Here is a 24953-nt window from a genome sequence, read left to right on the forward strand (position 1 = left end):
GAGGACATGACATGCAGGCAGTGCCGATAGCGCATGAAGCCGCGCAACCCGCAGTCGGCCCCGTATCCTCCGTGACCGGCTATCCCGCCGCCGTCCTGTGCTGGCTGCTTTCGGCTGGTGTCTATATCGCGGCCAAATGGGTGGCGCCTGAAATGCCGCCCTGGGGCCTCTGCTTTTGGCGGCTGACGCTTGCTTGCGCCATCCTGCTGCCGATTGTGCACCGCCATCACGACGCGATGATCGGGCTTTTGCGAACGCGCGCCGTGGAGGTCGTCGCCGTGGGGGCGATCGGCCTCACACTATGCCAGGGTATGATCTACCATGGCCTCAACGACACCGACGCCACCACGGCCGGCATCATCATGGCGCTGTCGCCGGTCATGACGATGGTGCTCGCCCGTCTCGTGCTTGGCGAACCGCTCGGGCTGTGGAAGTCGCTTGGCGCGCTGGTTGCGCTCGCCGGGATGATTTTCATCGTTGCCCACGGGAACCTGACGGCCCTGCTGCAACTCAAGTTCAACGCCGGCGAGCTCTGGATTGTCGGCAGCGCGTTCTGCTGGGGCCTCTACACCGTGCTTTTGCGCCGTGCCAAATTCGGCATCGAACTCCTGCCGATGGTCGTGCTGCTGCTCGGCGCCGGTGCGCTGGTCGCCTTGCCTTTCCATATGTGGGAATTGTTCAACGACGAACGCTCCGCCATGAACGTCCACAGCATTCTCGCGCTCACCTATCTGGCAGGTCCGGGCGGTGCCTTGATGTACTATCTCTACAACAAGAGCGTGGAAACGCTCGGCGCGAGCCGGGCGAGCATGCTGCTCTACCTGCAGACGGTGTTCGTCGCCATGCTCGCCTATCTGCTGCTCGGCGAGGACTTGCACGATTACGATCTGGTCGGTGCGGCCTTCATTGTCGTCGGCATCATACTCGCCACCGTGGTCAAACCCAGATCAGCTCAACCACGCGTGGCGTAGAAATCTTGCAAGTGCGGCACAAGACGTGCGGCCGGCCGCCGCTTGTTGCCCCCGTCAGCCCCTAGTCACCCACCCGCCGCAGCGTGCCGAGATGATTGTCGTCGAGGAAGCCTATGGTCATGGCCGATGCCTTGCCGTCGGGGCCGACGACGAAGCTCACGCCGGTTGGCCTGTCCGGTGTCTCGGCATCGGGGAAGGTCAGGAAAAGGTCGCCGTCGAAATGCGCCAGGGAATAGGACCGGGCGCCGGTCGGGCCGACCTTGAGCACAAGCCCCTCTCCCGCATTCGCCACGGTAGCATTGCCGAAGAAGTCGTTGGTGTAGCGGCCGGCATAGGCGTTTGCCGGACGGGCCGGCCTTGCCGGAGATGGCGGCGCGGCATAGGTGGCCTTGGCCGCGTCGACCGCCGGGCCGAACATTCCGGCATAGATGCCGTTCCATGCCTTGACCCAGTCTTTCTGGACCGTCCCCTCGAAAACGAGGTCGGCAAAACTGTCGGACAGCCCTTCCGGCACGCCTGTCGGGAAGGCGTTGGCGATGATGACGATGCCAAGCTTCTCCCGCGGGAAGATCGTCACCAGCGTGCGTGCGCCGACGCTGAAGGCGCCGGCATGGCCCCAGCTCAGCCCATGCCTGCCGAATTCGACATTCCAGCCGAGGCCGTAGAAGGATTCGCCGCCGGAGACAGGGTTCTTGCCGCGTGTCATCAGCGGCACATGCGTCTGATCCAACGCATCGGCTGATATCAGCGTCCTGCCGGCATAGACCCCGTTGCCGAGGATGAGGCGCACCCATTGCGAGAGATCGCGCGCGGTGGAGCTGACGCCGCCGGCGGGCGCCTGCGCGTCCGGATTGCGCTCTATCCTGGCGGCCCAGGCGCCATCGACCATGATGTGCAGCGCGGCACGATCGGCGCGCTTGACGAAGTCCGAATGACGCGAACTGGTCGAGGCCATGCCAAGCGGACGGTAGAGCTTCTCCTCGGCGACCTCCTCCCAGGGCTTGCCAGTCGGCATGGCGGCCGCGACGGCGCCCTCGGTCAGTCCGAAATTGCTGTAGGAGTAGCCGGCACGGAAGCTCGACGATGGCTGCACGAAGCGCAGGCGATGCAGGATCTCGGCGCGGTCGTAGCCTATGTCCTCGAGGTCGTCTCCGGCGGTGCCGGGCAGTCCGCTGCGGTGCGAAAACAGGTCGCGGATGGTGAGTTGGCTGGTCGGATAGGGGTCGGCCAGCCGGAAGGCCGGATCGAGGTCGGCGATCTTCGAATCCCAGGACACGATCCCGTCGCTGACCAGCGCCGCCACGACGGTGGCGGAGACCGGCTTGGAAAGCGAGGCGATCTGGAACACCGTGTCGGCGTCGACCGCCTCCGGCTTGCCGGCCTCGCGATGGCCGAAACCTCTGAGGAAGACCACGTCATCGCCATGCACCACCGCGATGGCGAGACCGGGAACGCCACCGTCCTTGACCACGGCTTCGGCGAGCGCTTCGAGCTTCGGCAGGGCAGCGGCGATGCGCTCGGGCGTGATGGTGTCGGCAGGCGCCGCCTGCGGCCAAAGCGCCAGGACGGCGATGAAGGTCCAGAGTCGCCAATGGCAGAGGTTCCGATCCAGCCGCATGCCCGAGCCTCCTGTCCTGCATTCACCCGGCCATGATACAGGCCGGTGCGGACGAGGCCAATGCCTGCCCCCACCTTCGTCGCAATCGACCATCACAACGATTTCAGGCAATCTGACGGATGATGGCGCTCCATGGGGAGATGGGCGCCGCCAGGGAGGACTGACATGACCGGCTTGCCGCGCTATGAGGACGCCGTTGCGGCCTTTCGCATCGAGGATGAGATCGCCAGGCTCGACGGCGACCCGGCGACCGGCATCAACGCCTATGTCGAATGCTGCGGCCGTTACACCGGTCAGAACCGGCTGGCGCTGCGCGCGATCTCCGCCGGCGGCGCGTTACGCGAATTCAGCTTCGACGACCTGGCTGATATGTCGGGCCGCGTCGCCAACCTGCTCAGGGATGTTGGCGTCGGCCCCGGCGATGTCGTCGCCGGCATGCTGCCGCGCATTCCCGAGCTCATAGCGCTTATCCTCGGCACATGGCGCATCGGCGCCGTCTACCAGCCGCTGTTCACCGCCTTCGGCCCGAAGGCGATCGAACACCGCCTCGGCTACAGCGGCGCCAGGCTGGTGGTGACCAATCCGGCCAATCGCGGCAAGCTCGACGAGATCGAGAACTGCCCGCGCGTGGCGACTATTCTCGGCCCCGGCGATGCCTTGCCCCAAGGCGACATCGACTTCCGCGCCGCCCTTGCCTCTGCCTCGCCCGATTGCGAACCCGTCATGCGCAAGGGCGACGACCTGTTCATGATGATGTCGACATCGGGCACGACGGGCCTGCCCAAAGGCGTGCCGGTGCCGCTCAGCGCGCTGCTCGCCTTCGGCGCCTATATGCGTGACGCCATCGGGCTGCGCCCCGACGACGTCTTCTGGAACATCGCCGATCCCGGCTGGGCCTACGGCCTCTATTACGCCATCACGGGGCCCCTGATGCTCGGCATCGCCACCACCTTCAACGAGGGTGCCTTCACGGCGAGAAGCACCTACGAAATCATCGAGCGGCTCGGCGTCACCAGCCTTGCCGGCTCGCCCACCGCCTTCCGCCTGCTGCTCGCCGAAGGGCCCGAGGCCGCCGCCCGCATCAAGGGCCGGCTGCGTGTTGTGAGCAGCGCCGGCGAGCCGCTCAACCCGGAAGTCATCCGCTGGTTCGACGCTCACCTCAATGCGCCCATCCACGATCATTACGGCCAGACCGAAAACGGCATGATGGTCAACAACCATCATGGGCTTTCACATACTGTGCGCGCGGGCTCCGCCGGCTTTGCCATGCCGGGCTACCGCATGGTGGTGCTGGACGACGAAGGCAACGAACTCGGCCCCAACCAGCCCGGCATCCTTGCCGTCGACATCGCCAATTCACCGCTGCGCTGGTTCGACGGCTATCACCAGGCCGAGACGCCGGCGATCGCGGGCGGCTATTACCGCACCGGCGACACGGTGGAATACGAGCCCGACGGCTCGGTCTCCTTCATCGGCCGCGCCGACGATGTCATCACCTCGTCCGGCTACCGCATCGGCCCGTTCGATGTCGAAAGCGCGCTCATCGAACACCCCGCGGTCAACGAGGCGGCCGTGGTCGGCGTGCCCGACCCGCAGCGCACCGAAATCGTCAAGGCCTTCGTCATCCTGGGCTCCGCCTACCAGGGCAGCCCGGAACTCGCCGAGGAGTTGGCGCAGCACGTCCGCAAACGGCTCTCCGCCCACGCCTATCCGCGCGAGATCGATTTCGTCGCCGAATTGCCGAAGACGCCGAGCGGCAAGATCCAGCGGTTCCTGCTGAGGAAGGCGGAGGTGGAGAAGCGCAAGGGGTAGCGGTCGGCTCATACCGGACCGGCTCGGGCAGCGGTGGAGCGCCGTGCGGCCTGTTGCAGGTTCCTACTATATGACCGCAATGACCCTGCCCGCCGCATTAAGCCGGCAGCCGACTTGCGCTTGCCGGACCTCGACGCCGCTGCGTCCTGCATAGTCTATTCGCACCTTGATCGGGGCCGTCAGCGCACCTCCGCGTTGACGCAGGACGCCCGCGCTGACCGCGCGGACACGGACGGCGCCAAGCGGCTTGGCAGCGGATAGGATCGCCGCGCGGCAGGCTTGCACGACCGCGGGCGGCGTACCGGGTTTCGCTTTCAGTGCTTCCAGGGGTGCAAAAGGATATCCCCTGGTGAGGTCGCCCTGACCGGCTTTGGAGGGCCTGAGGACGGCCGGGAGGACAATCGATTGCCTGGCGGTCCTGGCAGAGGCGGTTGCTGCCGGGGCAGCGGCTGTCGTTGCGGAGCCAGTGCCTGTCGTGGCAGAACCACTGGCTGCCGTGGCGGCCGAACCACCAGGAGCGGCAGCCGATCCGGTTTCGGCGGACGGGTCGGCGCCCAGGCCGACACCTGTCGAAAGGCCTCCGCCCGTGGTGCCGACGTTGCCGCCGGCACTGACGCCCGCGCTGACTGATCCATTGCCCGCGCCGACCGAAGCGCCGACATTGGCGCCGCCGACACCGCCGACGCTCGCGCCCACGCCCACGGATGCGCCTTGCGAACCGGCGCTCACTCCAGCACCGAGCCCGAGACCGCCGACCTTGCCGCCTACATCGAGAGCCGAGGCAGGCCCGATCGCGATACCGATCGTCAACGCGGCAGCGACATATTTTTTCACCGTCATCCTCCGTGCGCCATGCCTTTCGCTCACCTGTCTTTCACTGCGAAAGTGGTCGGACCGGCAGCAATGCGGGGGGAAGAGTGATGGTTGCCAGCATGACTGGTTGCGGCGACTTTGGACCCTTCACCTTCCGTTTTTTCGGCAAGCCCGGGTTTTGGGCTGCGGCCGAACGCGGCAGCGAACGCGCGAGTGCGCTCCTGGGGCCTTTGGATGGGCGAACCACGGCCGCGGTCCGACGTTTTTCCCTGGCGCTGTATATCTGTTCGCGAGCGGCACTGAGGCTGCGTGCCAGGCCGTTGGCTCTTTCACGCTCCTGGTCCAGCGCCGCGCTCAAATCCATCGAGCTCCGCTTCAAGGCGTCGCTTTCCCTACGAGCACTGTCGAGGTCACGCATGGCTGAATCGGCTCGTCGGCGTTCCAGTTCGAGCGCATTGCGAGCCTGGTTCGAAACGGCGTCGGCCGCTTGCCGGTCCTTCATCGTCTTGGCCTGCTCCGCTGCGGCCAGATTTGCGCCTGTCTTTAGCACATCGATCGCCTGACGGGCCGTGGCGAGTTCCTGTTCCAGGAGTTCGACCTTATGGCGCTCCTCATCAAGCGCCTGCGTCGAAGCGGCGTCGGCCGCTTGCCGGTCCCTCACGGCCTTGGCCTGCTCCGCGATAGCCAGATTTGCGCCTGTCTTGAGCGTATCGATCGTCTGGCGGGCCGTGGCGAGTTCCCGTTCCAGGCGCTCCACCTTATGGCGCTCCTCATCCAGTGCCTGCGTCGCCGCAGGCTGGGATGCATCCGTGGCGGGAGGCGCTTCAGGCATCGTGCCTTTGCTGTCCAGGAGGCTGGCTTCCGCCCTGAAATTTTCGATGGCGCGCTGCGCCGTCTCCAGATTGAGCGTGAGCGCTTCGTCCGTCTGCTGCTGCTCTTTCAAGGCCTGCGCCTGCCTGGCCAACTCGGCCCGTGCCGCGGCCAATTCGCGGCGCAAGGCCTGCTCATCCTCGCCGGGCGCCGGATTGGAAGTGCCGGATCCGGCCGCGCCTGGCTGCATCTTGTCCGGTTCTTTCGCGAGATCGGCGCGCTCCGAAACTGCGATCGGCGAATGGCCATTGGCCGCGGCAGTCGCGGTCGCGTCCGGCGCCAGCTGGCTATTTGCTGGAAATGCCGACAGCAGGATGAGGATTGACGAAACGGCCGGCAGCATGGCGTTTCGCCCGCCGCCAGGTGTCCCCTGAAGAAAAAGCGAAGGCCGTCGCTTGGTAAAGGTGAAGTCAAGGCGCGGACATTTGGACCTGGTACCCTGCAAATGATTCATCACCTGACCTCACCTGGCGCGACCCTCACCGCGATCGTATTCTCCACTTAGTTCGAGCCACGGCGCTGGATGCCGCGTCACCCGGACGCTACCTCCTATTTCCCTGCTTGTTGTCATTCGAACGAACGAATGAAGCTTCCCCTGCTTGATACGGCAAGGACGGCTCGGTTTGAATCGGCAACGGTCGGCATCATCAAGCGGTCTCCACGCAAGACATCCTGCCCCGGCGCAGGGAGCAGGTTCGCCCCTGGAGTGGTCGAGCACCAAAACCTTGACTGCTCGGGCGCGCCAGCCTCTTGTGCCAGGAGGTTCGGCCGGCAAGGGAGGTGCCCAACATGGAAAAGATCATCCTGGACTGCGACCCAGGGCATGATGACGCCATCGCCATCCTGCTCGCGGCCGGCAACCCGAAGATCGATCTCCTCGGCATCACGACGGTTTCGGGCAACCACAATGTCGAGAACACCACGCGCAATGCGTTGTCCGTCTGCACCGCCTATGGCATCAAGGTGCCGGTGGCCAAGGGCTCTCCCGGGCCGCTGATCATCGATCAGGTGCTGGCCGTCGAGATCCACGGCGAAACAGGGCTCGACGGCCCCGTTCTGCCGCCAGCCTCGTTCGAGCTCGACGGGCGGCATGCCGTCGACTTCATCATCGACACCGTCATGGCGCATGAGCCGAAGACGGTGACGCTTGTGCCGGTCGGCCCTTACACCAACATCGCGCTTGCCGTGCGCAAGGACCCGCGCATCGTCGGGCGGGTGAAGAAGGTCGTCGCCATGGGTGGTGCCTACACGCGCGGCAACATCACGCCGGCGGCGGAGTTCAATATCTATGGCGACCCGGAAGCCGCCGACGTGGTGTTCCGCGCCAATTGGGACGTCACCATGGTGGGGCTCGACCTCACCCACCAGGCGCTGGCCACCCCCGACCTGCAGGACAGGGTGCGCGCCGTCGGCGGCCCGATGGCCAAGTTCATCCTCGATATCTGGGAATTCATCGCCACCACCCATGGCGGCCTGCTGCAGATCGAATATCCGGCCATCCATGACGCATGCTGCGTCGCCGCGATGATCGATCCAACCGTCTTCACCACGGAAAAGGCCGACATCCGCGTCGAAATCGCCGGCCGCTGGACCAAGGGCATGACCGTCTGCAATTTCGAGAAAATGGGCGGCATGCGCCATTTCGGCGGCACGGCGAGCGAGCAGACCGATTTCCGCCACACCGTGGCGATGAAGCTCGATCATGCGAAGTTCTGCGATCTGATCGTGGACGCATTGGAGCGGCTAACGCGCGGGTTGGGGTGAAGAGCCCTGGTCAAGGTTCATTGAATTCGAGCTGGCGGCGGCCTATACGTCGCCAATGGAAACCATAGCCAGCGCCCAAAGAGACATCATTCCGCTATCCGTCCACCGGCCCCATGCCGGACGGACGGCGCCGTTCCTGCCGATGAGCCGCGCCGAGATGACGGCGCTCGGTTGGGACGAATGCGATATCGTGCTGGTCACGGGCGACGCCTATGTCGATCATCCGAGCTTCGGCATGGCGATCATCGGCCGCCTGCTCGAATCCCAGGGTTTTCGCGTCGGCATCATCTCGCAGCCCGACTGGCAGTCGGCGGAGCCGTTCAAGGCGCTGGGCAGGCCGAGGCTGTTCTTCGGCATCACCGGGGGCAACCTCGATTCCATGGTCAACCGCTACACCTCGGACCGCAAGCTGCGCCATGACGACGCCTATACGGCGGGCGGTGACGGCGGCAAGCGGCCGGACCGCTGCACGATCGTCTATACGCAGCGCTGCCGCGAGGCCTACAAGGACGTGCCGCTGGTGCTGGGCGGCATCGAAGCCTCGCTGCGCCGCATCGCCCATTACGACTACTGGTCCGACAAGGTGCGCCGCTCGATCCTGGCCGATGCCAAGGCCGACCTCTTGATCTACGGCAATGCCGAGCGCGCCGTCGTCGAGGTGGCGAACCGGCTCGCCGCAGGCGACACGCCACGTCAGCTCGACTCCATCAGGGGCGTCGCCCTGTTCCGCCGCGTGCCCGAGCACTTCACCGAACTCCATGCCGACGATCTCGATTCCGCCGACGAGGGCGCGACCCGCAAGCCCGGCGACACCGTGATCCGGCTGCCCTCCTTCGAGCAGGTCGAGGGCGATCGCGATGCCTATGCCCGCGCCTCGCGCGTGCTGCATCGCGAGGCCAACCCCGGCAATGCCCGCCCGCTCGTCCAGCGCCATGGCGACCGCGACCTGTGGCTCAACCCGCCGCCCATCCCGCTGACATCAGACGAGATGGACGCCGTCTACGACCTGCCCTACGCGCGTGCGCCGCACCCGTCCTATGGCGATGCGAAGATCCCCGCCTGGGACATGATCAAGTTCTCGGTGACGGTGATGCGCGGCTGCTTCGGCGGCTGCACGTTCTGCTCGATCACCGAGCACGAAGGCCGCATCATCCAGAACCGCTCCGAGGGCTCGATCCTGCGCGAGATCGAGAAGATCCGCGACAAGACGCCGGGCTTCACCGGCGTGATCTCCGATATTGGCGGGCCGACCGCCAACATGTACCGGATGGCCTGCAAGGACCCCAAGATCGAGGCGGCCTGCCGCCTGCCGTCCTGCGTGTTTCCCGACATCTGCCCCAACCTCAACACCTCGCATGACGACCTGATCCGGCTCTACCGAAAGGTCCGCGAGGTCAAGGGCGTCAAGAAGGTGATGGTCGCCTCCGGCGTGCGTTATGACCTGGCCGTCACGAGCCCCGAATATGTCAAGGAACTGGTGACCCACCACGTCGGCGGCTACCTCAAGATCGCGCCCGAGCACACCGAGCGTGGGCCGCTCGACAAGATGATGAAGCCCGGCATCGGCACCTATGACCGCTTCAAGGAGATGTTCGACGCCGCGGCCAAGGAAGCCGGCAAGAAATACTACCTCATTCCGTATTTCATCGCCGCCCATCCCGGCACGACCGACGAGGACATGCTGCAGCTGGCCATCTGGCTGAAGAAGAACCGCTACCGCGCCGACCAGGTGCAGACCTTCCTGCCCTCGCCCATGGCCACCGCGACGGCCATGTACCATACCGGCGTCAACACGCTGAAGGGCGTGCGGCGCGGCGCGACCGACAAGGTCGAGACCGTTCGCGGCGGCCGGCAGCGCCGGCTGCACAAGGCATTCCTGCGCTACCACGATCCCGACAATTGGCCGCTGCTGCGCGAAGCCCTGAAGGAGATGGGCCGCGCCGACCTTATCGGCCCTCGCCCCGACCAGCTCGTGCCTGCCCACCAGCCACCCGGAACCGGCAAGGCTGCCGGCACGAAGCGCCCCATGCGCCCCATCGGCAAAGGGCAGAGCTTCACCACCAAGGGCGTGCCCTTCCCAAAGAAGCTGAGCCGCTAGCGCGCTATCGGCGCGCGCTCGGCCGGGAGCGTGCCTTCTCGCTGCATCACGGCGGCGAAAAAACCGTCGGTATCATGGCGTGCGGGCGTCAGCGACAGATAGTCGGCATGGGCTGAATTCGTCAGCTGTGGCGCGGCCTCGCGCAGCGGCACTGCACGAAAAGCCGGGTGTGCGCCAAGGAAAGCGGCCACCTGCTCCTCATTCTCCTCGGAAAGCATGGAGCATGTCGCGTAGACCAGCCGCCCGCCGGGCTTCACCAGACGCGCCGCGCTCGCCAGGATCCGGGCTTGCAACGACACGAGATTGTCCAGCCCCTGCTGCTCGGCCGCGCGCCAGCGCGCATCAGGATTGCGTCGCCACGTGCCGGTGCCGCTGCATGGCGCGTCCACCAGCACGCGATCGAAACCAGCCTTGCGTCGCTTGATCCACCGATCCGTTTCGCTGGCCAGAAGCCGCGTCTCGATATTGTGCAGCCCTGCCCGCCGAAAGCGCTCGGCGCCGCGCTTCAAGCGGCCTTCCATGACGTCGCAGGCGACGACATGGCCCTTGTTGTTCATCTGCGCGGCGATAGCCAATGTCTTGCCGCCGGCCCCGGCGCAGAAATCGACCACGCGCTCGCCCGGCCGGGCATCGACCAGCATGGCGACAAGCTGCGAGCCCTCATCCTGGATCTCGACCTCGCCGCTTTTCAGCATCGGCAGGCGCGCCAAAGAGGGGCGCTCATGCACGCGAATGCCGTGAGGAGCCAGCACCGACGGCTGCGCCGGCAAGCCGAAATCCTTCAACGCGCGAAGCATCGCCTCGCGCGTCGACTTGATCGGATTGACGCGCAGGTCAAGCGGCGCCGGCATCAGAAGCGCGGCCATCTCCTGCCCGAACGCTTCCTTGAAACGACGCCGCAGCGGATCGGCCGCCCAGGACGGACATTCAAGGCGCACCTCCTCCGGCATGCCGGGATGGTCGATCGTGCATCCCTGCAATTTGACCAGCAGCGCGTGCTCGTGATCCATCAGGACGGCAGGCGCGTATTTCGCGCCGTCGAACAAGCGTTCGATCTGATCGGGCGTCTTGCCTTCCTTCAGCGTGAGCCATGCGAGCAGCCGGTTGCGAGGCATGTCCTCGCGTCCATGCTTGACCAGCCACCAGCCAAGCCGCGCATGATGTCGCAGAAGCGCGTAGAGCAGCTCCAGGATCCGACCGCGGTCCTTGTCGCCGATATAGCGACGGGCGCGAAACCAGGCCGAGACGACAGCATCCGCGGGACGCGGAACACTATCGACTTCATGCATTAGTTCGAGGATGGCTTGTAGACGAGTGGCAGGGGTCACGGAACGGCGATCAGGCTGAAAAAACGCCTATATAGTCGACAGAACGGCTCCTGACTATTGGTCGCGCGTGGCCGCCTGCCATCAGGCTATCGGCGGCCCGATGGCCAGTTCATCCTCGATATCAGGGCGTCCAGAGCGATCACGCGCTTCGAGAAAACGGGCAGCATGCGCCATATCGGCGGCACGGCAAGCGAGCAGGCGGACTTCCGCCACACCCCTGGCGTTGAAGCTCGACCATGCGATGTTCTGCGACCTGATCATGGATGCGCTGGAGCGGTTGGTCAGGCAGAAGGGGTGATTCAAGTTTTGTTCGTGGCGGATCGATTTCATAACGGAATTGCCGAAGATGCCGAGCGGCAAGATCGACGGGCACTCAGTCTCCATCCGATCCCAGAGTGACCGCTATGGGCCGGAAGCGGATTGGCGACTTGTGGCTGCCGAGAAGTGATAGCGGGCGTTAAACCCGCAAAGGCTGCCCGGAAACGCATCGCATGGCGCCGTTTTCATCATCGGCAAAACAGCACTCGCAGGCCGCGCTGGAGCGCAGGCTCCGGTCCAGCTTCCATCGCAGAAGCAACCCCGGACTTGTGCTACTCGCCAAGAACCATGTGCAAGAGTTGGACCGTGCTCCGCGCGTTGGTCTTCTTGAGAAGGTTGGCCCTATGGAACTCGACCGTCCGTGGGGCAATTTTCAAGGTGCGAGCAATCTCCTTACTCGAATAGCCCCTGACGATTTGGGCGAGCACGATACGCTCGCGAGCCGTGAAAGTGGCGTGGCTGGTGTCCGCCAGGATATTCAATGCGCCATTCAGCTTCCTGATTTCCTGCTTGGCGGCCTGGAGCTCCGGCGTCTCGAGAAACTCCCATTCTCCGTTTCGCCGGGTGATGGTGAATTGATGTGCTCGCGCGACATCGAGCAGGTCCACGGCCCTGCTTTCCGACAGCGAATAAGTGCACAAAACGAGCATCTTCTGACCCGCCAGCGAGTGATCGAGTTCATGCTCGTACTGGCAAAACTCTCTCCAGTGGCTGGTCCCGATCCAGAAGGCGTTACCGCTGATTCTGATCCCGGCATAGCCCCGTTCCAACGCTGCGCGCAGCTTCTCATTCCAGCCGCCGGTGATGCGCTGTATGTCAAACTCGCCGCCCGGAAGGTACCAGTCCCTAGCAGCAATGATCTCCATCTGGCCAGCCATCAGGCGTGCATCGATGTCGGGGATCAACTGCCGTAGCGCATCCTTCGCCGTCTCTGCGCCGATCGGATCGGAGACCGCCCAGATGCAGAACTCGTTGTTCTCCAGCCCAGCCGCGAAATAGGAAGCGTTGGTGGCAAGCAGGTCCTGTTCCGCTTCGTAGAAGACGCAGATGTGTGTGCCCCAGGACATCTCGCCCATGACGCGGATGCCGGACTTGCGGAGCGCGTGGGCAGGCTCATCGGTCATGTCGATGCCGCTTTCCGGGGCACGAGTACGTCACTGAGCCACTAAATCAGTCGCAGCCGACGGCGGCCCACGCCACGTCGGCCATTCCGTTACGGAACCTGTTGATCGTGCCAGTAGAATATGCGCGATAGCTGGCCATCTATGGGGGCATGCATCTGCGGACGGTATCAGCTGTGGCCCCAACATGACAGAGATTTTCAAGGCCGGGTTCGGTAATCTGATCCGCGGTACCGCGGTCGCCAACCCGCGCCGCTATGGCGTGCCGGAAGGGATCGCGGCCCGGCTGCCCGATCTGTCGAGGGATGGGTTGGCCATCAGCGATCTGCGTGAAAAGGGTACGGCGCTCGTCTACGTCAACCGCGCGTTCCAGGACATCACCGGCTATTCCAGCGACGAACTGACCGGCAGAAACTGCCGCTTCCTGCAAGGCAGCGATCGTCTTCAACCCGAAATTCAGTCCATTCGCGAAGCCATCGCCCGGCGTGAGGATGTTGCCGTCACGCTGAAGAACTATCGCAAGGACGGCAGTTGGTTCTGGAACGAACTCCGCCTCTCACCTATGAGCATCGCTGGTGGCGAGCCGACGCACTATATCGGACTGATGCGGGACGTGACGGCGAGCAGGGTCGCCGCCGCTCAAATTGCCCAGAGCACCCGCGCCGACATGCTCACCGGTGTGCTCAACAGGTACGCCTTCGTCGAGGACGTCGACATCCTGTTGCGTCAGGGGGAACGGCCGATGCTGCTTGTCAAGATCGACATGGCTCGTTTCCATGACATCAACGAAGGGTACGGATATGACGTTGGCGACCAGGTGCTGATGCAGATTGCCCGACGCCTGACCAACACAGGCGCTGCACTGGTCTGCCGCACGGGATCCAATGAGTTTGCGCTCGCCCAACCGCTTGGCCATGCCGACGAGGCCCAAACGGCAATCGAAATGATCCGGCAGTCCCTGGCGCCGCGGTACCTCGTTGCGGGCGCAACGATCGGGATACGTTTTGCTATGGGCTATGTCGTTGGCACCCAGACGACGGATGCCATCACGCTGGTTCGTCGTGCCGGTGCCGCTTTGCATCGGTCGAAGTCGTCGGCGTTCCTCGATATCTGCGCATTCAGCGCCGAGGACGACAGGCGTGCCCGGAACCGACTGCGCATGACCAGCGAAATGCAGCAGGCCCTGGAACATGACGAGTTCGATTTTCACTACCAGCCGCAGGTCGACCTCGCCACGGGAACGATTGTCGGTGCTGAAGCCCTGTTGCGATGGCACCATGGCCTGTTTGGGATACAGTCGCCGGACAAGTTCATCGGCCATGCCGAAGACACGGGCCTCATACTCGACATCAGCGCCCGGGGTCTTCGCACCGTCGCCGACTTTGCCGCGCGCGTGAACCCGGGCCGACAAGTGCCGATAGCCTTCTCGTTCAATGTTTCACCGCTGGAGTTCAAGCTTCGAGACATGCCGAAATTTGTCTCCGACGTGCTCACGGCCAGCGGCGCCGATGCTGCATGGATCAAGCTTGAACTCACCGAGAGCTTGATGGTCGAGAGTTCCGCGGAAATGCTATCGATCATGAGGCATCTGCGCGAACTGGGCGTCGGCCTGTCCATCGATGACTTCGGAACCGGCTACGCCAATCTGCGCTACCTCGAAGATTTCCCCCTCACGGAGATCAAGATAGATCGCGGTTTTGTCAAAGGCCTGGCGCAAAGCCGTTCCAAGCGGGTCATCGTCGAGTCCATCATCAGGATTTCCAGAGAACTCGGCCTTCATGTCGTCGCCGAGGGAATAGAGACAGAGGTCGAACGCAAGCTGTTGCGCGACATGGATTGTGATTTCGGGCAAGGATTTCTGTTCGGTCGGCCGGTCGACGCTGCAAGATTTGAATCGCTGGTCTGAGGGCTCGCGTGACGACATGAGGGCTGCACCCTCGCGTGGATCACGCTGGCGATGTCGTGACGCTGCTCTCCTTCCGGCAGCGGGTTTGTTCGTGTCATCAAGAGGCTCGAATTTTTTTACGCAGGGGTCTTGAAGCTGTTTTCGACGCTGCCCAAATCGTTCGCCGTCGAGGCCGTATGGCTCGAAAACGGGCGCTGCCGCTGGGCGGCGCACCTTGTACCCATGTTGCTTCAAGGAGAATGTGGCTATGAGAACCTTTGACTCGCTTTATCGAACCACCGTCGGATTCGATCGTCTTTTCGACATGCTCGAAAACAGCGCCAGGACCGACTGGCCGCCTTACAATATCGAGAAGACGGGTGAAAACGACTACCGTATCGCCATGGCTATCGCCGGCTTCAGTTCCGACGAGGTGGAGTTGACGCAGAACGGCCCGGAACTTGTGGTTGTCGGCCAGAAATCCACCGACACGGAGGGGCGTCAAGTGCTGCACCAGGGCCTTGCCCTGCGCAACTTCAGACACGTGTTCAAGCTGGCCGACCACATGAAGGTGGTGGCTGCGTCGCTTGAGAATGGCTTGCTCAGCGTCGAGATCGTGCGGGAGATCCCCGAGGAACTGAAGCCTCGCCGCATCAACATCGGCTCGGGCGACGCTGTAGCGGTCAGCAAGCAGATCGTCCAGGATGTCGAGAAACCGCGCAAGGTTGCCTGACGCCGATCTTTCAACGCGAACACTGCGGTCGCCTCCCGGCTTCGGCCGGGGGGCCTTGATTGCGGAGATTGGAGATGAATCAGCAGACTGAAACATTCCGCGCCGCAACCCGGCGCACCGGACGTTTCGAGGGTCTTCTTTGTCTTCTCGACAGTCCGAGCGATGTGCTCAAGCATCCACGCATGGCCTTGGACGAAAAGCGCGCCTTGCTCGCATCATGGGCGTCTGACGCGCATGCCGTCGAAAATCGCCCCACCCTACGCAAACTGGACAATGGCAAGATCGTCCCCCTCGACGATATCTTGCGATGCCTGAAGGCGCTGGATCAGGCCGGCCCCGCCGGCAAGGGTCTTTCGCGTTGGGCAATGCCGTGGACCGTGGCGTTCGACCGCCGCGGCCGGCGCATCAATGGATCGCCGCGCAGACGTCGCTTTACCGGCAGGGACGATGATGATGATCCGCCGCCTTGCCCGGCCGCCGTCGCGCCGCGCGTACCGGTTGGGGGGCAAGGTGGCGCGTATGTGATGGCCAATCACGAGCCGGCTTATGCCTGAGTGAGCGCTCGCTGGCGAAAAGGCACATAGCAACCCGCTGCGCCGGTTCGCAGCGGGTTCGCAAAGCCTGGCGTTCCGCCCTGCTTTTGAAGATGACCCTGCAAACGCCGCCCATTTCCTGAAGCGCCCGGCGTGCTGGGCTGCAATGCACGGCCGTGTGTCTTCATCATCGTCCGGCATCTCCACCGGGACCGTCCCAGTCTTTGCGATCCGGTTTTGGTCGAGGCGCTTGCTGGCCATGGAAGCTCGAACATGCGGTGAAGCGTTGTCTGAACGGTCGCCTACAGTCCGGCCGCTCACGGCCGTCGGGGCGCGACCGGCCGCGTCTGTGTCGTTGACTCAGGCCATGCCGAAAGCGTAAGTCGCGGTGCGCGTCTCACGTCCAAGGCGCAGCGCTTCACCCATAAAGGTATCAAAAATGGACGACAAATATGCCAACGCGCGCGAGCACTTTTTCGCGGCGATCAGGACGCTAGCAGCCTCTTCCGACAGTGTTCAAACGCGCCTGATCGACGCAAATACGAACATTCTGGACGTTACGATCGATGAGTTCGATGGTGACCCGGAACTCAAGTTCAAGTTTGCGAAAATACTGGATCTGCTTGCTGTCGATCAAGACGATATGGAAACGGTCGCTGATGAGACCGCCGCACACATGACGGACTTCGAGGCCGTCAAGGTCGCGGACCTGATTTGTGATTTCTACTATGAACTGACGTAATCTGGCGTGACGGGCGGAGCGACCCCGCTTCGTCCGCGGCCAGTTAGCGATTGGCACGCCCCATCTTATGGCAGCGCTCGACGCGATACATGCATGCGCCCGTTTCGCTTTCACATGACGGCATGAGACGCATTGCGGCCCGCAGGCGATCAAAGCTCGATCGCGTCCCGTCCGCCCAAGATCAATGCGCCACGCCATCCACAACGTGCAGCAGCCTCCATGCCAAGCCGAGACGGCCATGGAACTGCGCCGCAAAACGCTCCGCGGCGACATCCTCCAGCCCGTCATCGACCAGCGCCTCGATGCTTCGCCGCATCAGGGCAAGCTGCATCTGTCTGGCGTGTTCGAGGTCGGCCTCCCGCATGATTTCCGTCACGTGGTAGGCGACGACGGGTTGGCCGAGGCACGACATGAGCGCGTTGGCGTCGGCTGTTACTGCAATAATCGCGTCTTCGATGTTCATTCTGGCGATCCTCATCAAAAAAATGATGCTGACGCCTCCCCGCAAGGCGACGGTGGTCCGTCGCTTCTTTTTTGATTTCCGCGCGCGGCCGAAAGCGGCGCGCCAGGCTTGCAATTGCTGTCTTCTCCGGCCCCTCGGGCAGCCTCGTTTGGCCTGAAAACAGTATCCGTCAAATTTGATTCAAAGGCGACCGGATAGTTAATCGATGGTTAATGGCAGCACTTGCAATGCCTCCCGATCAGGATGTTTCGCCTCGGCCTTTCCTGCCGCGCAATAGCCGCAAAGCTGCCCGATGGCTGCCGGACCTGTTGATCCGCCACGAAGAAAGGTTCTGTCATGCGGTTGGTCTGGACGGTCATGTTTGCACTTGCGAGCAGTGCGGCTTTCGCCGCCACACCCGAGGACGATTATATCGCCGCGCGCGACAAGGCGGTTGCCGACATCGCGGCGATGGAGAGCACGAACGCATCGGTGGAGACGCTCGATGCGGCCAATGAAAAGGCCCGCACCGACCTCGAAAAGCGTCTGACCGCTCTGCTCGGACCCTTCACGGTCAAGGACTTTCCGGCCGCCGGCACGATCAACATCGAAAGCCTCTCCTCCTCCGACGTCGGCTTCGGCATGCTGGACGGGTTGCGCCACGGCACCGGGGACGGTCCCAGCATCGTGGCCTCGACACGCGGACTGGTCGAGCGCTGGCTGCAGTCGCGCGCCGCCGAAACGGACGCCGATCTCAAACTGCCCACCAGCTTCGACGCAGCCATAAAGCTCGATGCCTTCTACACCCAGGCCATCGGCAGCGACGCCGCCTTCACCGGCACGCTCGACTTCGCGCTGAAGAAGCCCGATGGCGCCGACATGGCGATCGCCCGCCTCGGCGGCTGGGCACAGGACGTCGGACCCAACTCCGACCAGGAGGTCGTCGTCACGGTCGTCAAGGGCAACAGTGTGCTGATCGCCGAAGCGCCCGCGGCGCCGCCCGTCCCCAAGATCGCGGCCTGCGACGCCGCGTGGACCGCCGCCGACGCCGCCGCCCAGAAACTGGCCAAGCAGGCCACCGACGAGAGCGACGAAAACACGTCCGATGCCGCCAACGCCGCCTGGACCAAAGGCGACAACGACTTCCGCGCCTGCATGGGCAAGAGCCTGCCGGACACCCCGGCCTATCCAGCCCTTCTCGCCCAGGCGCAGGCGCTGGCGGATCACATGGCGGGGAAGTAGGACGCCTTGCGGACCGAGGGCTGGGCCGATGAACGATAGGCTGCAATGTGCCTCGTGTGGATCGGACGGAACCGAGGTGATCGTCCAGTTCGGGTCGTACTGTATTCGATGCGCCACTTGCGGCGACGGCATCGTCGCCACATCCTTCTTGGCGGTTTCCGACACGGATCGTGAAATCTCGGCCTTTGTCGACCCCGGCCATGGAAAACAACCCGCACCGGGAAGCTTGATCGCCTGTGGGTCATTCCGGCAAATTGCCAAGGCAATCCGCGATGTTGCGGATGCCGGGATATTGGTGCGGCTGGTAGCCAAACCATAACCGCAAAAGACCCCGACCCCTTCGCTGTCAATGCGGACATTCGTCACGCGGAAAGCCTGGCAATTGGCTCACCCCTTGTCGCCTTCGCATCGCGCTACGATATTGTCGGTCGCGCCGGCATCTGCCGAGTTGCCGGCGCAATTGAAAATGGTTGAAGGATGAGCCCGGAACGTGCATGGCGCGGCGGGCAGAACGACTACGTGGGAAAAATCGGAATGACGACGGATACGAAAGCGACGGAAACCAGGGCGTTCGAGGCCGATGTCTCGCGGCTGCTGCACATGATGGTGCACTCGGTCTACTCCGACAAGGACGTGTTCCTGCGCGAGTTGATCTCCAACGCCGCCGATGCTTGCGAAAAACTGCGCTTCGAGGCCGTCAGCCGCCCCGAATTGCTGGGCGACGACCCCAAGCCGCGCATCTCGATTTCGGCCGATCCGGACAACAAGCAGATCACCGTCGAGGACAACGGCATCGGCATGAGCCGCGACGACATGGCCGAGGCGCTGGGCACGATCGCCCGCTCGGGCACGCGCGCCTTCATCGAGCGTGTCGGTACAGGCACGGAGGACACGCAGCTTATCGGCCAGTTCGGCGTCGGCTTTTACTCCGCCTTCATGGTGGCCGACCGCGTCGACGTCATCAGCCGCCTGGCCGGAAGCGAAGAGGCCTGGCGCTGGTCGTCCGACGGCAAGGGGTCCTACGAAATCGCGCCCGCCCCGCTTGAAGCCGCGCCGAAGCGCGGCACCCGCGTCGTGCTGCATCTGATGGATGACGCCGTCTCCTACACCGGTTCATACCGGCTGGAGCAACTGGCCAAGTCGCAGTCCGGCCACGTGCCGGTGCCGATCACGCTCGTCGAAAAACCCGGCGCCGAGGCGCGCGACATCGCCGACGGCACCGCCCTCTGGGTCCGGCCGAAGAGCGAGGTCAAGCCCGAGGAATACACCGACTTCTACCGCAGCGTCGCCGGCCAGTATGACGAGCCGGCCGCCACCATCCATTTCCGCGCCGAGGGCCGGCAGGAATACTCCGTGCTGGCCTTCGTGCCGGGATCGCGCCCGTTCGACCTGTTCGACCAGGACCGCAAAGGCCGCATGAAGCTCTATGTGCGCCGCGTCTTCATCACCGACGATGCAGACCTTCTGCCGCGCTATCTGCGCTTCGTGCGCGGGCTGGTCGATTCCTCCGACCTGCCGCTCAACGTCTCGCGCGAAATGATCCAGGAAAGCCCGCTGCTGGCCTCGATCCGCAAGGGCCTGACCAACCGCGTGCTCGGCGACCTCGCCAAGCTGGCGGAGAACGAGGCCGAGGCCTACGCCAAGATCTGGGAGAATTTCGGCGTTGTGCTGAAGGAAGGGCTCTACGAGGACTACGAACGCCGCGAGCAATTGCTGAAGCTCGCCCGCTTCCACTCGACCGCCTCGGGCGAAGGCTGGCGCGGCCTGGCCGACTATGTCGCGGCGATGAAGGAAGGCCAGAAGGCGATATTCTTCATGGCCGGCGACGACCGCGCCCGGCTCGAAGCCTCGCCGCAGCTCGAAGGGTTCAAGGCGCGTGGCATCGAGGCGCTGCTGCTCACCGATCCCGTCGACAGTTTCTGGGTGACGATGGCGCCCGACTTCGACGGCAAATCGTTCAAATCGGTGACGCAAGGCGTGGCCGAATTGTCCGACATCCCGCTGCTCGACGAAGCCAAGCAGCCCGATGCGGCGGCAACGCCTGAGGTCGACGGCTTCCTGGCCTTCGTCAAGTCGGCGCTTGGCGACGCCGTCTCGGATGTGAAGGCGTCCGACCGCCTGACCGAGAGCGCCGTCTGCCTGGTCGCGCCCGAGCACGGTCCCGACCGGCAGTTCGAGCGGCTGATGAACGCCGCCGGCCGCCTTGACAAGGCGGCCAAGCCGATCCTGGAGATCAATCCGCGCCATGAGCGCGTGCTGGCGCTGGCCGGCCTCGGCGACGAGGAGCAGGCCTTCAAGGACGACGCCGCCCACCTGCTCTACGACGAGGCGCGCGTGCTCGACGGCGACAAGCCGGCCGATGCCAGGGCGTTCTCCGAGCGTCTGGCGCGGCTGATCGCACGCGGCATCTCGAAGGGCTGAGCTTCGCCAACGATCGCCTGAGCCGCTGCGATGCCGGCCGCCGACACGGCGTCCATCGCGGCCGGCGACGCGCCCGATGTCCGCTGGCTCAATCGCCTGGTGTAGACATCGGGCCATCAATCACCCAATCTTGGCCCCGGGAACAAAACACGCGCTTCAAAGAAGGCGCACCGGGTGCTCATGAAACGACGATGGACATTGTATGATCCACGGCTGGCATGGCTGCTGGTCGCGCCGGTGCTCCTGCTGCTGATCTTCTTCCTGGTGCTGCCGATCGCCGTGATGGCGGCCTACACCTTCTTCACCTTCGTCACCGCCGGCGTGGAAACCAGCGTGCTGACGACGGCGAACTGGCACGAATTCCTGACCGACAGCTATTATGCCGGCTTCCTTTTGAAGACGCTGCGGGTCGGCGCCATCACCGCGCTGCTCTGCGGGGTGCTCGGTTATTTTCCGGCGTATTTCATCTGGGCCACGACCTTCAAGCACAAATGGCTGCTGCTTCTCCTGCTCATCGTGCCGTTCTGGATCAGCTTCACCATCCGAACCTTTTCCTGGATCAACATCCTGGGCGAACAGGGCGTCATCAATGTCGCGCTGCTGAGGATGGGCATCATCAGCGAGCCGCTGCCGATGCTCTACAATGAGGGCGCGGTCATCCTGGGTATGCTGCACTTCCTGCTGCCCTACATGATCCTCAACGTCTATGTCAGCCTCGAGGGCATCGACCGCACGCTGATTTCGGCCGCCCGCTCGATGGGCTGCACGAGCGCGCAGGCGTTCCGCGAGGTCACGCTGCCGCTTTCGCTGCCGGGGCTGGCGGCGGGCCTGCTGCTCTGCTTCGTGCTGGCCGCCGGCAGCTATGTCACGCCGCAGCTGCTCGGCTCCGGCCGCGACGCGCTGTTCGGCAATCTGATCTACGACACCATCATGGGCGAGCTGAACTGGCCGATGGGCGCCACGCTTTCGATCGTGCTGTTCGTCGTGCTCGGCTTCTTCGCCGCCATCTACACGCGCTTCATGGGCATGTCGCAGATCGTCAAGGGATTGGGCGGATGAAGGCGCGGCGAAAAGAGGAAGGCAGATGGGCCTGGCGGCTGACCGGCCTCGTCACGGTCTGCGTCTACATCTTCATGTTCGCGCCGATCGTGGCGACGGTGATCCTGTCGTTCAACGCCTCGATGTTCGGCGGCTTCCCGATGACCGGCTTCAGCCTGCAATGGTACGGCAAGCTGATGGCCAATGAGCAGGTGCTGACCGCCTTCCGCACCTCGCTGTGGATCGCGCTGGTCACCGCCGCCGTCACCACGGCCATAGGCGTCGTCACCTCGTTTGCGCTGGTGCGCTTCGAATTCCGCGGCAAGCAGGCGCTGAGCACGCTGGTGATCCTGCCGGCGCTGGTGCCCGAGACCATCCTCGGCGTCGGCCTTCTGGTGCTGATCAAGGCGGTCGACCAGCCGCGCACCATGCTTCTCCTGGTGCTCGGCCACATCCTGCTCGCCGTGCCCTATGTCGTGCTGATCACCCAGGCGCGCATGGTCGGCATCCGGCGCGTCTATGAGGAGGCGGCGCTCTCGCTCGGCGCCTCGCGCTTCTCGGCCTTCCGCGAGATCACGCTGCCGCTGCTTATCCCTGCCGTCGTCGGCGGCGCGCTGCTCGCCTTCACCATCTCCTTTGACAACACGTCGGCCAGCCTGTTCTGGCGCCCGGCGGGCGTCGAGACCATGCCCACCCAAATCCTTTCCATGCTCAAGATTTCGATCAGCCCGGAGATCAACGCGCTCGGCACCGTGATGATCCTGGTGACCGTCGGCATCCCGCTCATCGGCGGCCTGATCCTGCAAAGCCTGACCAGATTGAAACGACGCGATGAACCAAAGGAGGAAGCACGATGAAACTGTCCAACGGCAAGCGGCTCGAGCGGCTGCATGATCGGTATCAAAACGGCGATCTCAGCCGCCGCACTTTCCTGACGCTGACTGCCGCCGCCGCGGCCGCGGTCGGTCTCGACATGCCCTGGATGCGGCAGGCGCTCGCCGCGGTCGAGGAGGTTCGTTTCGACGGCTGGGGCGGCACCGTGCAGGACGCGATCGACAAATACGCCTTCCAGCCCTACACGGCCAAGACCAAGATCAAGGTGGTTCAGGGCACGTTCGGCGACGAGGACGAGATCATCACCAAGATCAAGACCGCCAAGCCCGGCGACTACCAGGTCATCCATTCCTCCGGCGTCAACTACTACATCAAATACGTCAATGGCGGCCTGACCTCGGAGATCAACGAGGCCAACATTCCCAATATGGCCAATGTGCTGCAGCCGATGATCGATCCGTTCCGCAAGCTGACGCCGAAACTCTCGGCCGTGCCTTACGACTACGGCACGACAGGCATCGCCTACAACACCAAGGTGATCTCGCCGGAGGAAGCCAAGGAAAAGGGCGCGGCACTCCTGCTCGACAAGAAATATGCCGGCAAGGTCGGCGGCTATTCCGACATGACGACGCGCGTCTGGTACGCCGCGCTCGCCACCGGACAAGACCCCAACAACCTCAAGGACATGGACACCATCTGGGCCAAGGTGCGCGAGACGCGCGACCTCGCCAAGAAGTTCTGGAGTTCCGGCGCCGAGCTGATGGACCTGCTTTCCAAGGGCGAGATCGTGGTGACCGACGCATGGTCGGGCCGCGTCGCCGCCTTGCAGGACCAGGGCCATCCGATCGGCTATCTCGATCCCGCCGGCTCCTACGCCTGGATGGAGGACATGCTGATCCTGAAAGGCTCGCCGATGGCCGAGTGCGAGGAGCTGATCAACTTCATGCTCGACCCTGCGACCTCCATCGCGGTGGCCGAGGGCCAGAGCTATCCGCCGTCGCTCGACCCGACAAAGGTCAAGCTCACCGAGAAGATCGAGAAGCTGCCCGCCTTCGACAAGACCGGCACGATGAAGGCGCTGACCTTCGCCGACCCGGTCTACTGGGCGACCAACGAGGACGCCTGGACCAAGCAGTGGAACAGGATCTCGAAAGGTGCCTGACGGAAACGAGCTTTCAGAGGCACCCCGGCCGGCAGCGGCCGGGGTGGCAAGGCCCGGCGCGGGCGGACCCGGTCCGGGCGGCGCCGGCCAGCCGGCGGTCGAGTTCCGCGACATCGACATTGCCTATGGCAAGTTCGTCGCCGTGCGCGATTTCTCGCTCTCCATCGCCAAGGGCAGCTTCGTCACCTTGCTCGGGCCTTCGGGCTGCGGCAAGACCACGATCCTGCGCTCCATCGCCGGTCTGGTCGACATTTCGGGCGGCCAGATCATGATCGACGGGCGCCGGGTCGATGACGTGCCGATCTACAAGCGCAATATCGGGCTGGTCTTCCAGAGCTATGCGCTGTTCCCGCACAAGACCGTGTTCGACAATGTCGCCTTCGGCCTGAAGTACCGCAACGTGCCGAAGCCCGAGATCGCGCGCAAGGTCGGCCAGGCGCTCGAAATGGTGCGGCTGCCGGGCAGCGAGAAGAAGCTGCCCTCGCAGCTGTCGGGCGGGCAGCAGCAGCGCATCGCGCTCGCCCGCGCCATCGTCTTCGAGCCGCAGGTGCTGCTGCTCGACGAACCGCTGTCGGCGCTGGACGCCAACATGCGCGAGGAGATGCGCGTCGAGATCAAGAAGATCCAGAGAGAAACCGGCATCACCGCCATCTTCGTCACCCACGACCAGGAGGAAGCGCTCTCCATGTCGGATCGCATCGTGGTGATGAATGCCGGCGCGGTCGAGCAGATCGGAACCCCGCAGGAGGTCTACGAGACGCCCGCCACGGCCTTCGTCGCCGACTTCCTCGGCAAGGCCAACATGCTGGCCGGCACCGTGAGCCGGTCCGGCCAGGCGACAGCGGTGGCGCTTGCCACCGGCCAGACGGTCGAGGTCGCCTGTCCAAGGCCGCTGGCGCAGGGCAGCAAGGTCACCGTCGTGGTGCGGCCGCAGAAACTGTCGGTCGGCGCGGTAGGCGCCAACAGGCTGACCGGCCGTGTCGTCTCGGCCTCCTATCTCGGCGGCAGCGCGATCTACGAGATCGACATCGGTGGCAAGACCCTCATCCGCGCCAACGCGCCGATCACCGGCCGCGTCCTGCGCGAAGGCGAGGCGATCGACCTCGGCTTCGATGCCGAAGGCTGCGTTCTGCTCGACGAGGACGGCCAGCGCATTTCGTGATGTAAGTCACCAAAGAGCCGGCTCGACGCGGGTGCTGCTGAGGCAA

At 64.1% G+C, this 24953-nt stretch carries 22 protein-coding genes; 15 read left to right on the top strand and 7 right to left on the bottom strand.

The genetic code is table 11. The features are described 5' to 3' along the window. Positions 1-11 precede the first annotated feature (11 nt). Positions 12-971: a DMT family transporter gene (locus AC1DPX_RS12720; protein WP_477237025.1), complete on the top strand. Its 960-nt coding sequence runs from the start codon at positions 12-14 to the stop codon at positions 969-971. Positions 972-1032: 61 nt separating this feature from the next. Here AC1DPX_RS12720 and AC1DPX_RS12725 read toward each other — a convergent pair whose 3' ends face one another. Further along, positions 1033-2589 (bottom strand): serine hydrolase, encoded by a 1557-nt coding sequence (locus tag AC1DPX_RS12725; RefSeq protein ID WP_477237027.1) that lies wholly within the window; start codon positions 2587-2589, stop codon positions 1033-1035. 165 nt (positions 2590-2754) lie between these two features. On the opposite strand from AC1DPX_RS12725, the gene AC1DPX_RS12730 reads away from it, so the two are divergent. Next, entirely contained in the window at positions 2755-4401 is a 1647-nt protein-coding gene (locus tag AC1DPX_RS12730; protein WP_477237029.1) for an acyl-CoA synthetase, read from the top strand. Between the two features lie 66 nt (positions 4402-4467). Here AC1DPX_RS12730 and AC1DPX_RS12735 read toward each other — a convergent pair whose 3' ends face one another. Both AC1DPX_RS12735 and AC1DPX_RS12740 read right to left on the bottom strand, forming a co-directional pair. Beyond that, positions 4468-5241, bottom strand: a complete 774-nt coding sequence (locus AC1DPX_RS12735) for a hypothetical protein (RefSeq protein WP_477237031.1) — start codon at positions 5239-5241, stop codon at positions 4468-4470. Positions 5242-5275: 34 nt separating this feature from the next. Beyond that, entirely contained in the window at positions 5276-6427 is a 1152-nt protein-coding gene (locus AC1DPX_RS12740) for a hypothetical protein (RefSeq protein WP_477237033.1), read from the bottom strand. 446 nt (positions 6428-6873) lie between these two features. On the opposite strand from AC1DPX_RS12740, the gene AC1DPX_RS12745 reads away from it, so the two are divergent. Beyond that, the gene (locus AC1DPX_RS12745) at positions 6874-7848 is read left to right on the top strand and encodes a nucleoside hydrolase (protein WP_202358717.1); all 975 of its coding nucleotides are present in this window, start codon (positions 6874-6876) and stop codon (positions 7846-7848) included. Positions 7849-7903: 55 nt separating this feature from the next. Further along, positions 7904-9946, top strand: coding sequence for a YgiQ family radical SAM protein (locus AC1DPX_RS12750; RefSeq protein ID WP_477237035.1), 2043 nt, complete (start codon positions 7904-7906; stop codon positions 9944-9946). Here AC1DPX_RS12750 and AC1DPX_RS12755 read toward each other — a convergent pair. The 3 genes from AC1DPX_RS12755 to AC1DPX_RS12765 form a co-directional block, all read right to left on the bottom strand. Next, positions 9943-11235, bottom strand: coding sequence for an RsmB/NOP family class I SAM-dependent RNA methyltransferase (locus tag AC1DPX_RS12755; protein WP_477237037.1), 1293 nt, complete (start codon positions 11233-11235; stop codon positions 9943-9945). The genes AC1DPX_RS12750 and AC1DPX_RS12755 overlap by 4 nt on opposite strands. A 120-nt stretch (positions 11236-11355) precedes the next feature. Beyond that, positions 11356-11634 (bottom strand): hypothetical protein, encoded by a 279-nt coding sequence (locus tag AC1DPX_RS12760; RefSeq protein ID WP_202358714.1) that lies wholly within the window; start codon positions 11632-11634, stop codon positions 11356-11358. A gap of 230 nt (positions 11635-11864) precedes the next feature. Beyond that, a complete protein-coding gene (locus tag AC1DPX_RS12765; protein WP_477237039.1) occupies positions 11865-12716 on the bottom strand; it encodes an MEDS domain-containing protein in 852 nt (283 codons plus the stop codon). A 184-nt stretch (positions 12717-12900) separates the two neighbouring features. Here AC1DPX_RS12765 and AC1DPX_RS12770 point away from each other — a divergent pair, with 184 nt between their 5' ends. The 4 genes from AC1DPX_RS12770 to AC1DPX_RS12785 all read left to right on the top strand — a co-directional run bounded on the left by AC1DPX_RS12770 (position 12901) and on the right by AC1DPX_RS12785 (position 16606). Continuing rightward, a complete protein-coding gene (locus AC1DPX_RS12770) occupies positions 12901-14619 on the top strand; it encodes a putative bifunctional diguanylate cyclase/phosphodiesterase (protein ID WP_477237041.1) in 1719 nt (572 codons plus the stop codon). 247 nt (positions 14620-14866) lie between these two features. Further along, positions 14867-15331, top strand: coding sequence for an Hsp20 family protein (locus tag AC1DPX_RS12775; RefSeq protein ID WP_202358711.1), 465 nt, complete (start codon positions 14867-14869; stop codon positions 15329-15331). A gap of 74 nt (positions 15332-15405) precedes the next feature. Then, positions 15406-15885, top strand: coding sequence for a hypothetical protein (locus AC1DPX_RS12780; protein WP_477237043.1), 480 nt, complete (start codon positions 15406-15408; stop codon positions 15883-15885). Between the two features lie 418 nt (positions 15886-16303). After that, the gene (locus tag AC1DPX_RS12785; protein ID WP_477237045.1) at positions 16304-16606 is read left to right on the top strand and encodes a hypothetical protein; all 303 of its coding nucleotides are present in this window, start codon (positions 16304-16306) and stop codon (positions 16604-16606) included. A 181-nt stretch (positions 16607-16787) separates the two neighbouring features. On the opposite strand, the gene AC1DPX_RS12790 is transcribed toward AC1DPX_RS12785, so the two are convergent. Beyond that, the gene (locus AC1DPX_RS12790) at positions 16788-17069 is read right to left on the bottom strand and encodes a hypothetical protein (protein ID WP_244730801.1); all 282 of its coding nucleotides are present in this window, start codon (positions 17067-17069) and stop codon (positions 16788-16790) included. A 357-nt stretch (positions 17070-17426) separates the two neighbouring features. Between AC1DPX_RS12790 and AC1DPX_RS12795 the strand changes: the two genes are divergently transcribed. The 7 genes from AC1DPX_RS12795 (at position 17427) to AC1DPX_RS12825 (ending at position 24907) form a co-directional block, all read left to right on the top strand. After that, positions 17427-18290, top strand: a complete 864-nt coding sequence (locus AC1DPX_RS12795) for a hypothetical protein (protein WP_477237047.1) — start codon at positions 17427-17429, stop codon at positions 18288-18290. 28 nt (positions 18291-18318) lie between these two features. After that, on the top strand, positions 18319-18609 hold the full coding sequence (locus AC1DPX_RS12800; protein WP_477237049.1) for a hypothetical protein: 291 nt from the start codon (positions 18319-18321) through the stop codon (positions 18607-18609). Positions 18610-18824: 215 nt separating this feature from the next. Next, a complete protein-coding gene (gene htpG, locus AC1DPX_RS12805; protein ID WP_477237051.1) occupies positions 18825-20711 on the top strand; it encodes a molecular chaperone HtpG in 1887 nt (628 codons plus the stop codon). 180 nt (positions 20712-20891) lie between these two features. Further along, positions 20892-21770 (top strand): ABC transporter permease, encoded by an 879-nt coding sequence (locus tag AC1DPX_RS12810; protein ID WP_202358705.1) that lies wholly within the window; start codon positions 20892-20894, stop codon positions 21768-21770. After that, positions 21767-22606, top strand: a complete 840-nt coding sequence (locus AC1DPX_RS12815) for an ABC transporter permease (protein WP_477237053.1) — start codon at positions 21767-21769, stop codon at positions 22604-22606. The genes AC1DPX_RS12810 and AC1DPX_RS12815 overlap by 4 nt, the downstream gene beginning before the upstream one ends. Next, positions 22603-23745: an ABC transporter substrate-binding protein gene (locus tag AC1DPX_RS12820; RefSeq protein WP_477237055.1), complete on the top strand. Its 1143-nt coding sequence runs from the start codon at positions 22603-22605 to the stop codon at positions 23743-23745. Before AC1DPX_RS12815 ends, AC1DPX_RS12820 begins: the two co-directional genes overlap by 4 nt. After that, a complete protein-coding gene (locus AC1DPX_RS12825) occupies positions 23738-24907 on the top strand; it encodes an ABC transporter ATP-binding protein (protein ID WP_202358702.1) in 1170 nt (389 codons plus the stop codon). Before AC1DPX_RS12820 ends, AC1DPX_RS12825 begins: the two co-directional genes overlap by 8 nt. Positions 24908-24953: the final 46 nt, after the last annotated feature.

The sequence above is a fragment of the Mesorhizobium sp. 01N446 genome, assembly GCF_056399285.1.

Coding starts and splice junctions, on each gene's coding strand:
- AC1DPX_RS12720 (WP_477237025.1), top strand. CDS start 12: ATGCAGGCAGTGCCGATAGCGCATGAAGCCGCGCAACCCGCAGTCGGC.
- AC1DPX_RS12725 (WP_477237027.1), bottom strand. CDS start 2,589: ATGCGGCTGGATCGGAACCTCTGCCATTGGCGACTCTGGACCTTCATC.
- AC1DPX_RS12730 (WP_477237029.1), top strand. CDS start 2,755: ATGACCGGCTTGCCGCGCTATGAGGACGCCGTTGCGGCCTTTCGCATC.
- AC1DPX_RS12735 (WP_477237031.1), bottom strand. CDS start 5,241: ATGACGGTGAAAAAATATGTCGCTGCCGCGTTGACGATCGGTATCGCG.
- AC1DPX_RS12740 (WP_477237033.1), bottom strand. CDS start 6,427: ATGCTGCCGGCCGTTTCGTCAATCCTCATCCTGCTGTCGGCATTTCCA.
- AC1DPX_RS12745 (WP_202358717.1), top strand. CDS start 6,874: ATGGAAAAGATCATCCTGGACTGCGACCCAGGGCATGATGACGCCATC.
- AC1DPX_RS12750 (WP_477237035.1), top strand. CDS start 7,904: ATGGAAACCATAGCCAGCGCCCAAAGAGACATCATTCCGCTATCCGTC.
- AC1DPX_RS12755 (WP_477237037.1), bottom strand. CDS start 11,235: ATGCATGAAGTCGATAGTGTTCCGCGTCCCGCGGATGCTGTCGTCTCG.
- AC1DPX_RS12765 (WP_477237039.1), bottom strand. CDS start 12,716: ATGACCGATGAGCCTGCCCACGCGCTCCGCAAGTCCGGCATCCGCGTC.
- AC1DPX_RS12770 (WP_477237041.1), top strand. CDS start 12,901: ATGACAGAGATTTTCAAGGCCGGGTTCGGTAATCTGATCCGCGGTACC.
- AC1DPX_RS12775 (WP_202358711.1), top strand. CDS start 14,867: ATGAGAACCTTTGACTCGCTTTATCGAACCACCGTCGGATTCGATCGT.
- AC1DPX_RS12780 (WP_477237043.1), top strand. CDS start 15,406: ATGAATCAGCAGACTGAAACATTCCGCGCCGCAACCCGGCGCACCGGA.
- AC1DPX_RS12785 (WP_477237045.1), top strand. CDS start 16,304: ATGGACGACAAATATGCCAACGCGCGCGAGCACTTTTTCGCGGCGATC.
- AC1DPX_RS12790 (WP_244730801.1), bottom strand. CDS start 17,069: ATGAACATCGAAGACGCGATTATTGCAGTAACAGCCGACGCCAACGCG.
- AC1DPX_RS12795 (WP_477237047.1), top strand. CDS start 17,427: ATGTTTGCACTTGCGAGCAGTGCGGCTTTCGCCGCCACACCCGAGGAC.
- AC1DPX_RS12800 (WP_477237049.1), top strand. CDS start 18,319: ATGAACGATAGGCTGCAATGTGCCTCGTGTGGATCGGACGGAACCGAG.
- htpG (WP_477237051.1), top strand. CDS start 18,825: ATGACGACGGATACGAAAGCGACGGAAACCAGGGCGTTCGAGGCCGAT.
- AC1DPX_RS12810 (WP_202358705.1), top strand. CDS start 20,892: ATGAAACGACGATGGACATTGTATGATCCACGGCTGGCATGGCTGCTG.
- AC1DPX_RS12815 (WP_477237053.1), top strand. CDS start 21,767: ATGAAGGCGCGGCGAAAAGAGGAAGGCAGATGGGCCTGGCGGCTGACC.
- AC1DPX_RS12820 (WP_477237055.1), top strand. CDS start 22,603: ATGAAACTGTCCAACGGCAAGCGGCTCGAGCGGCTGCATGATCGGTAT.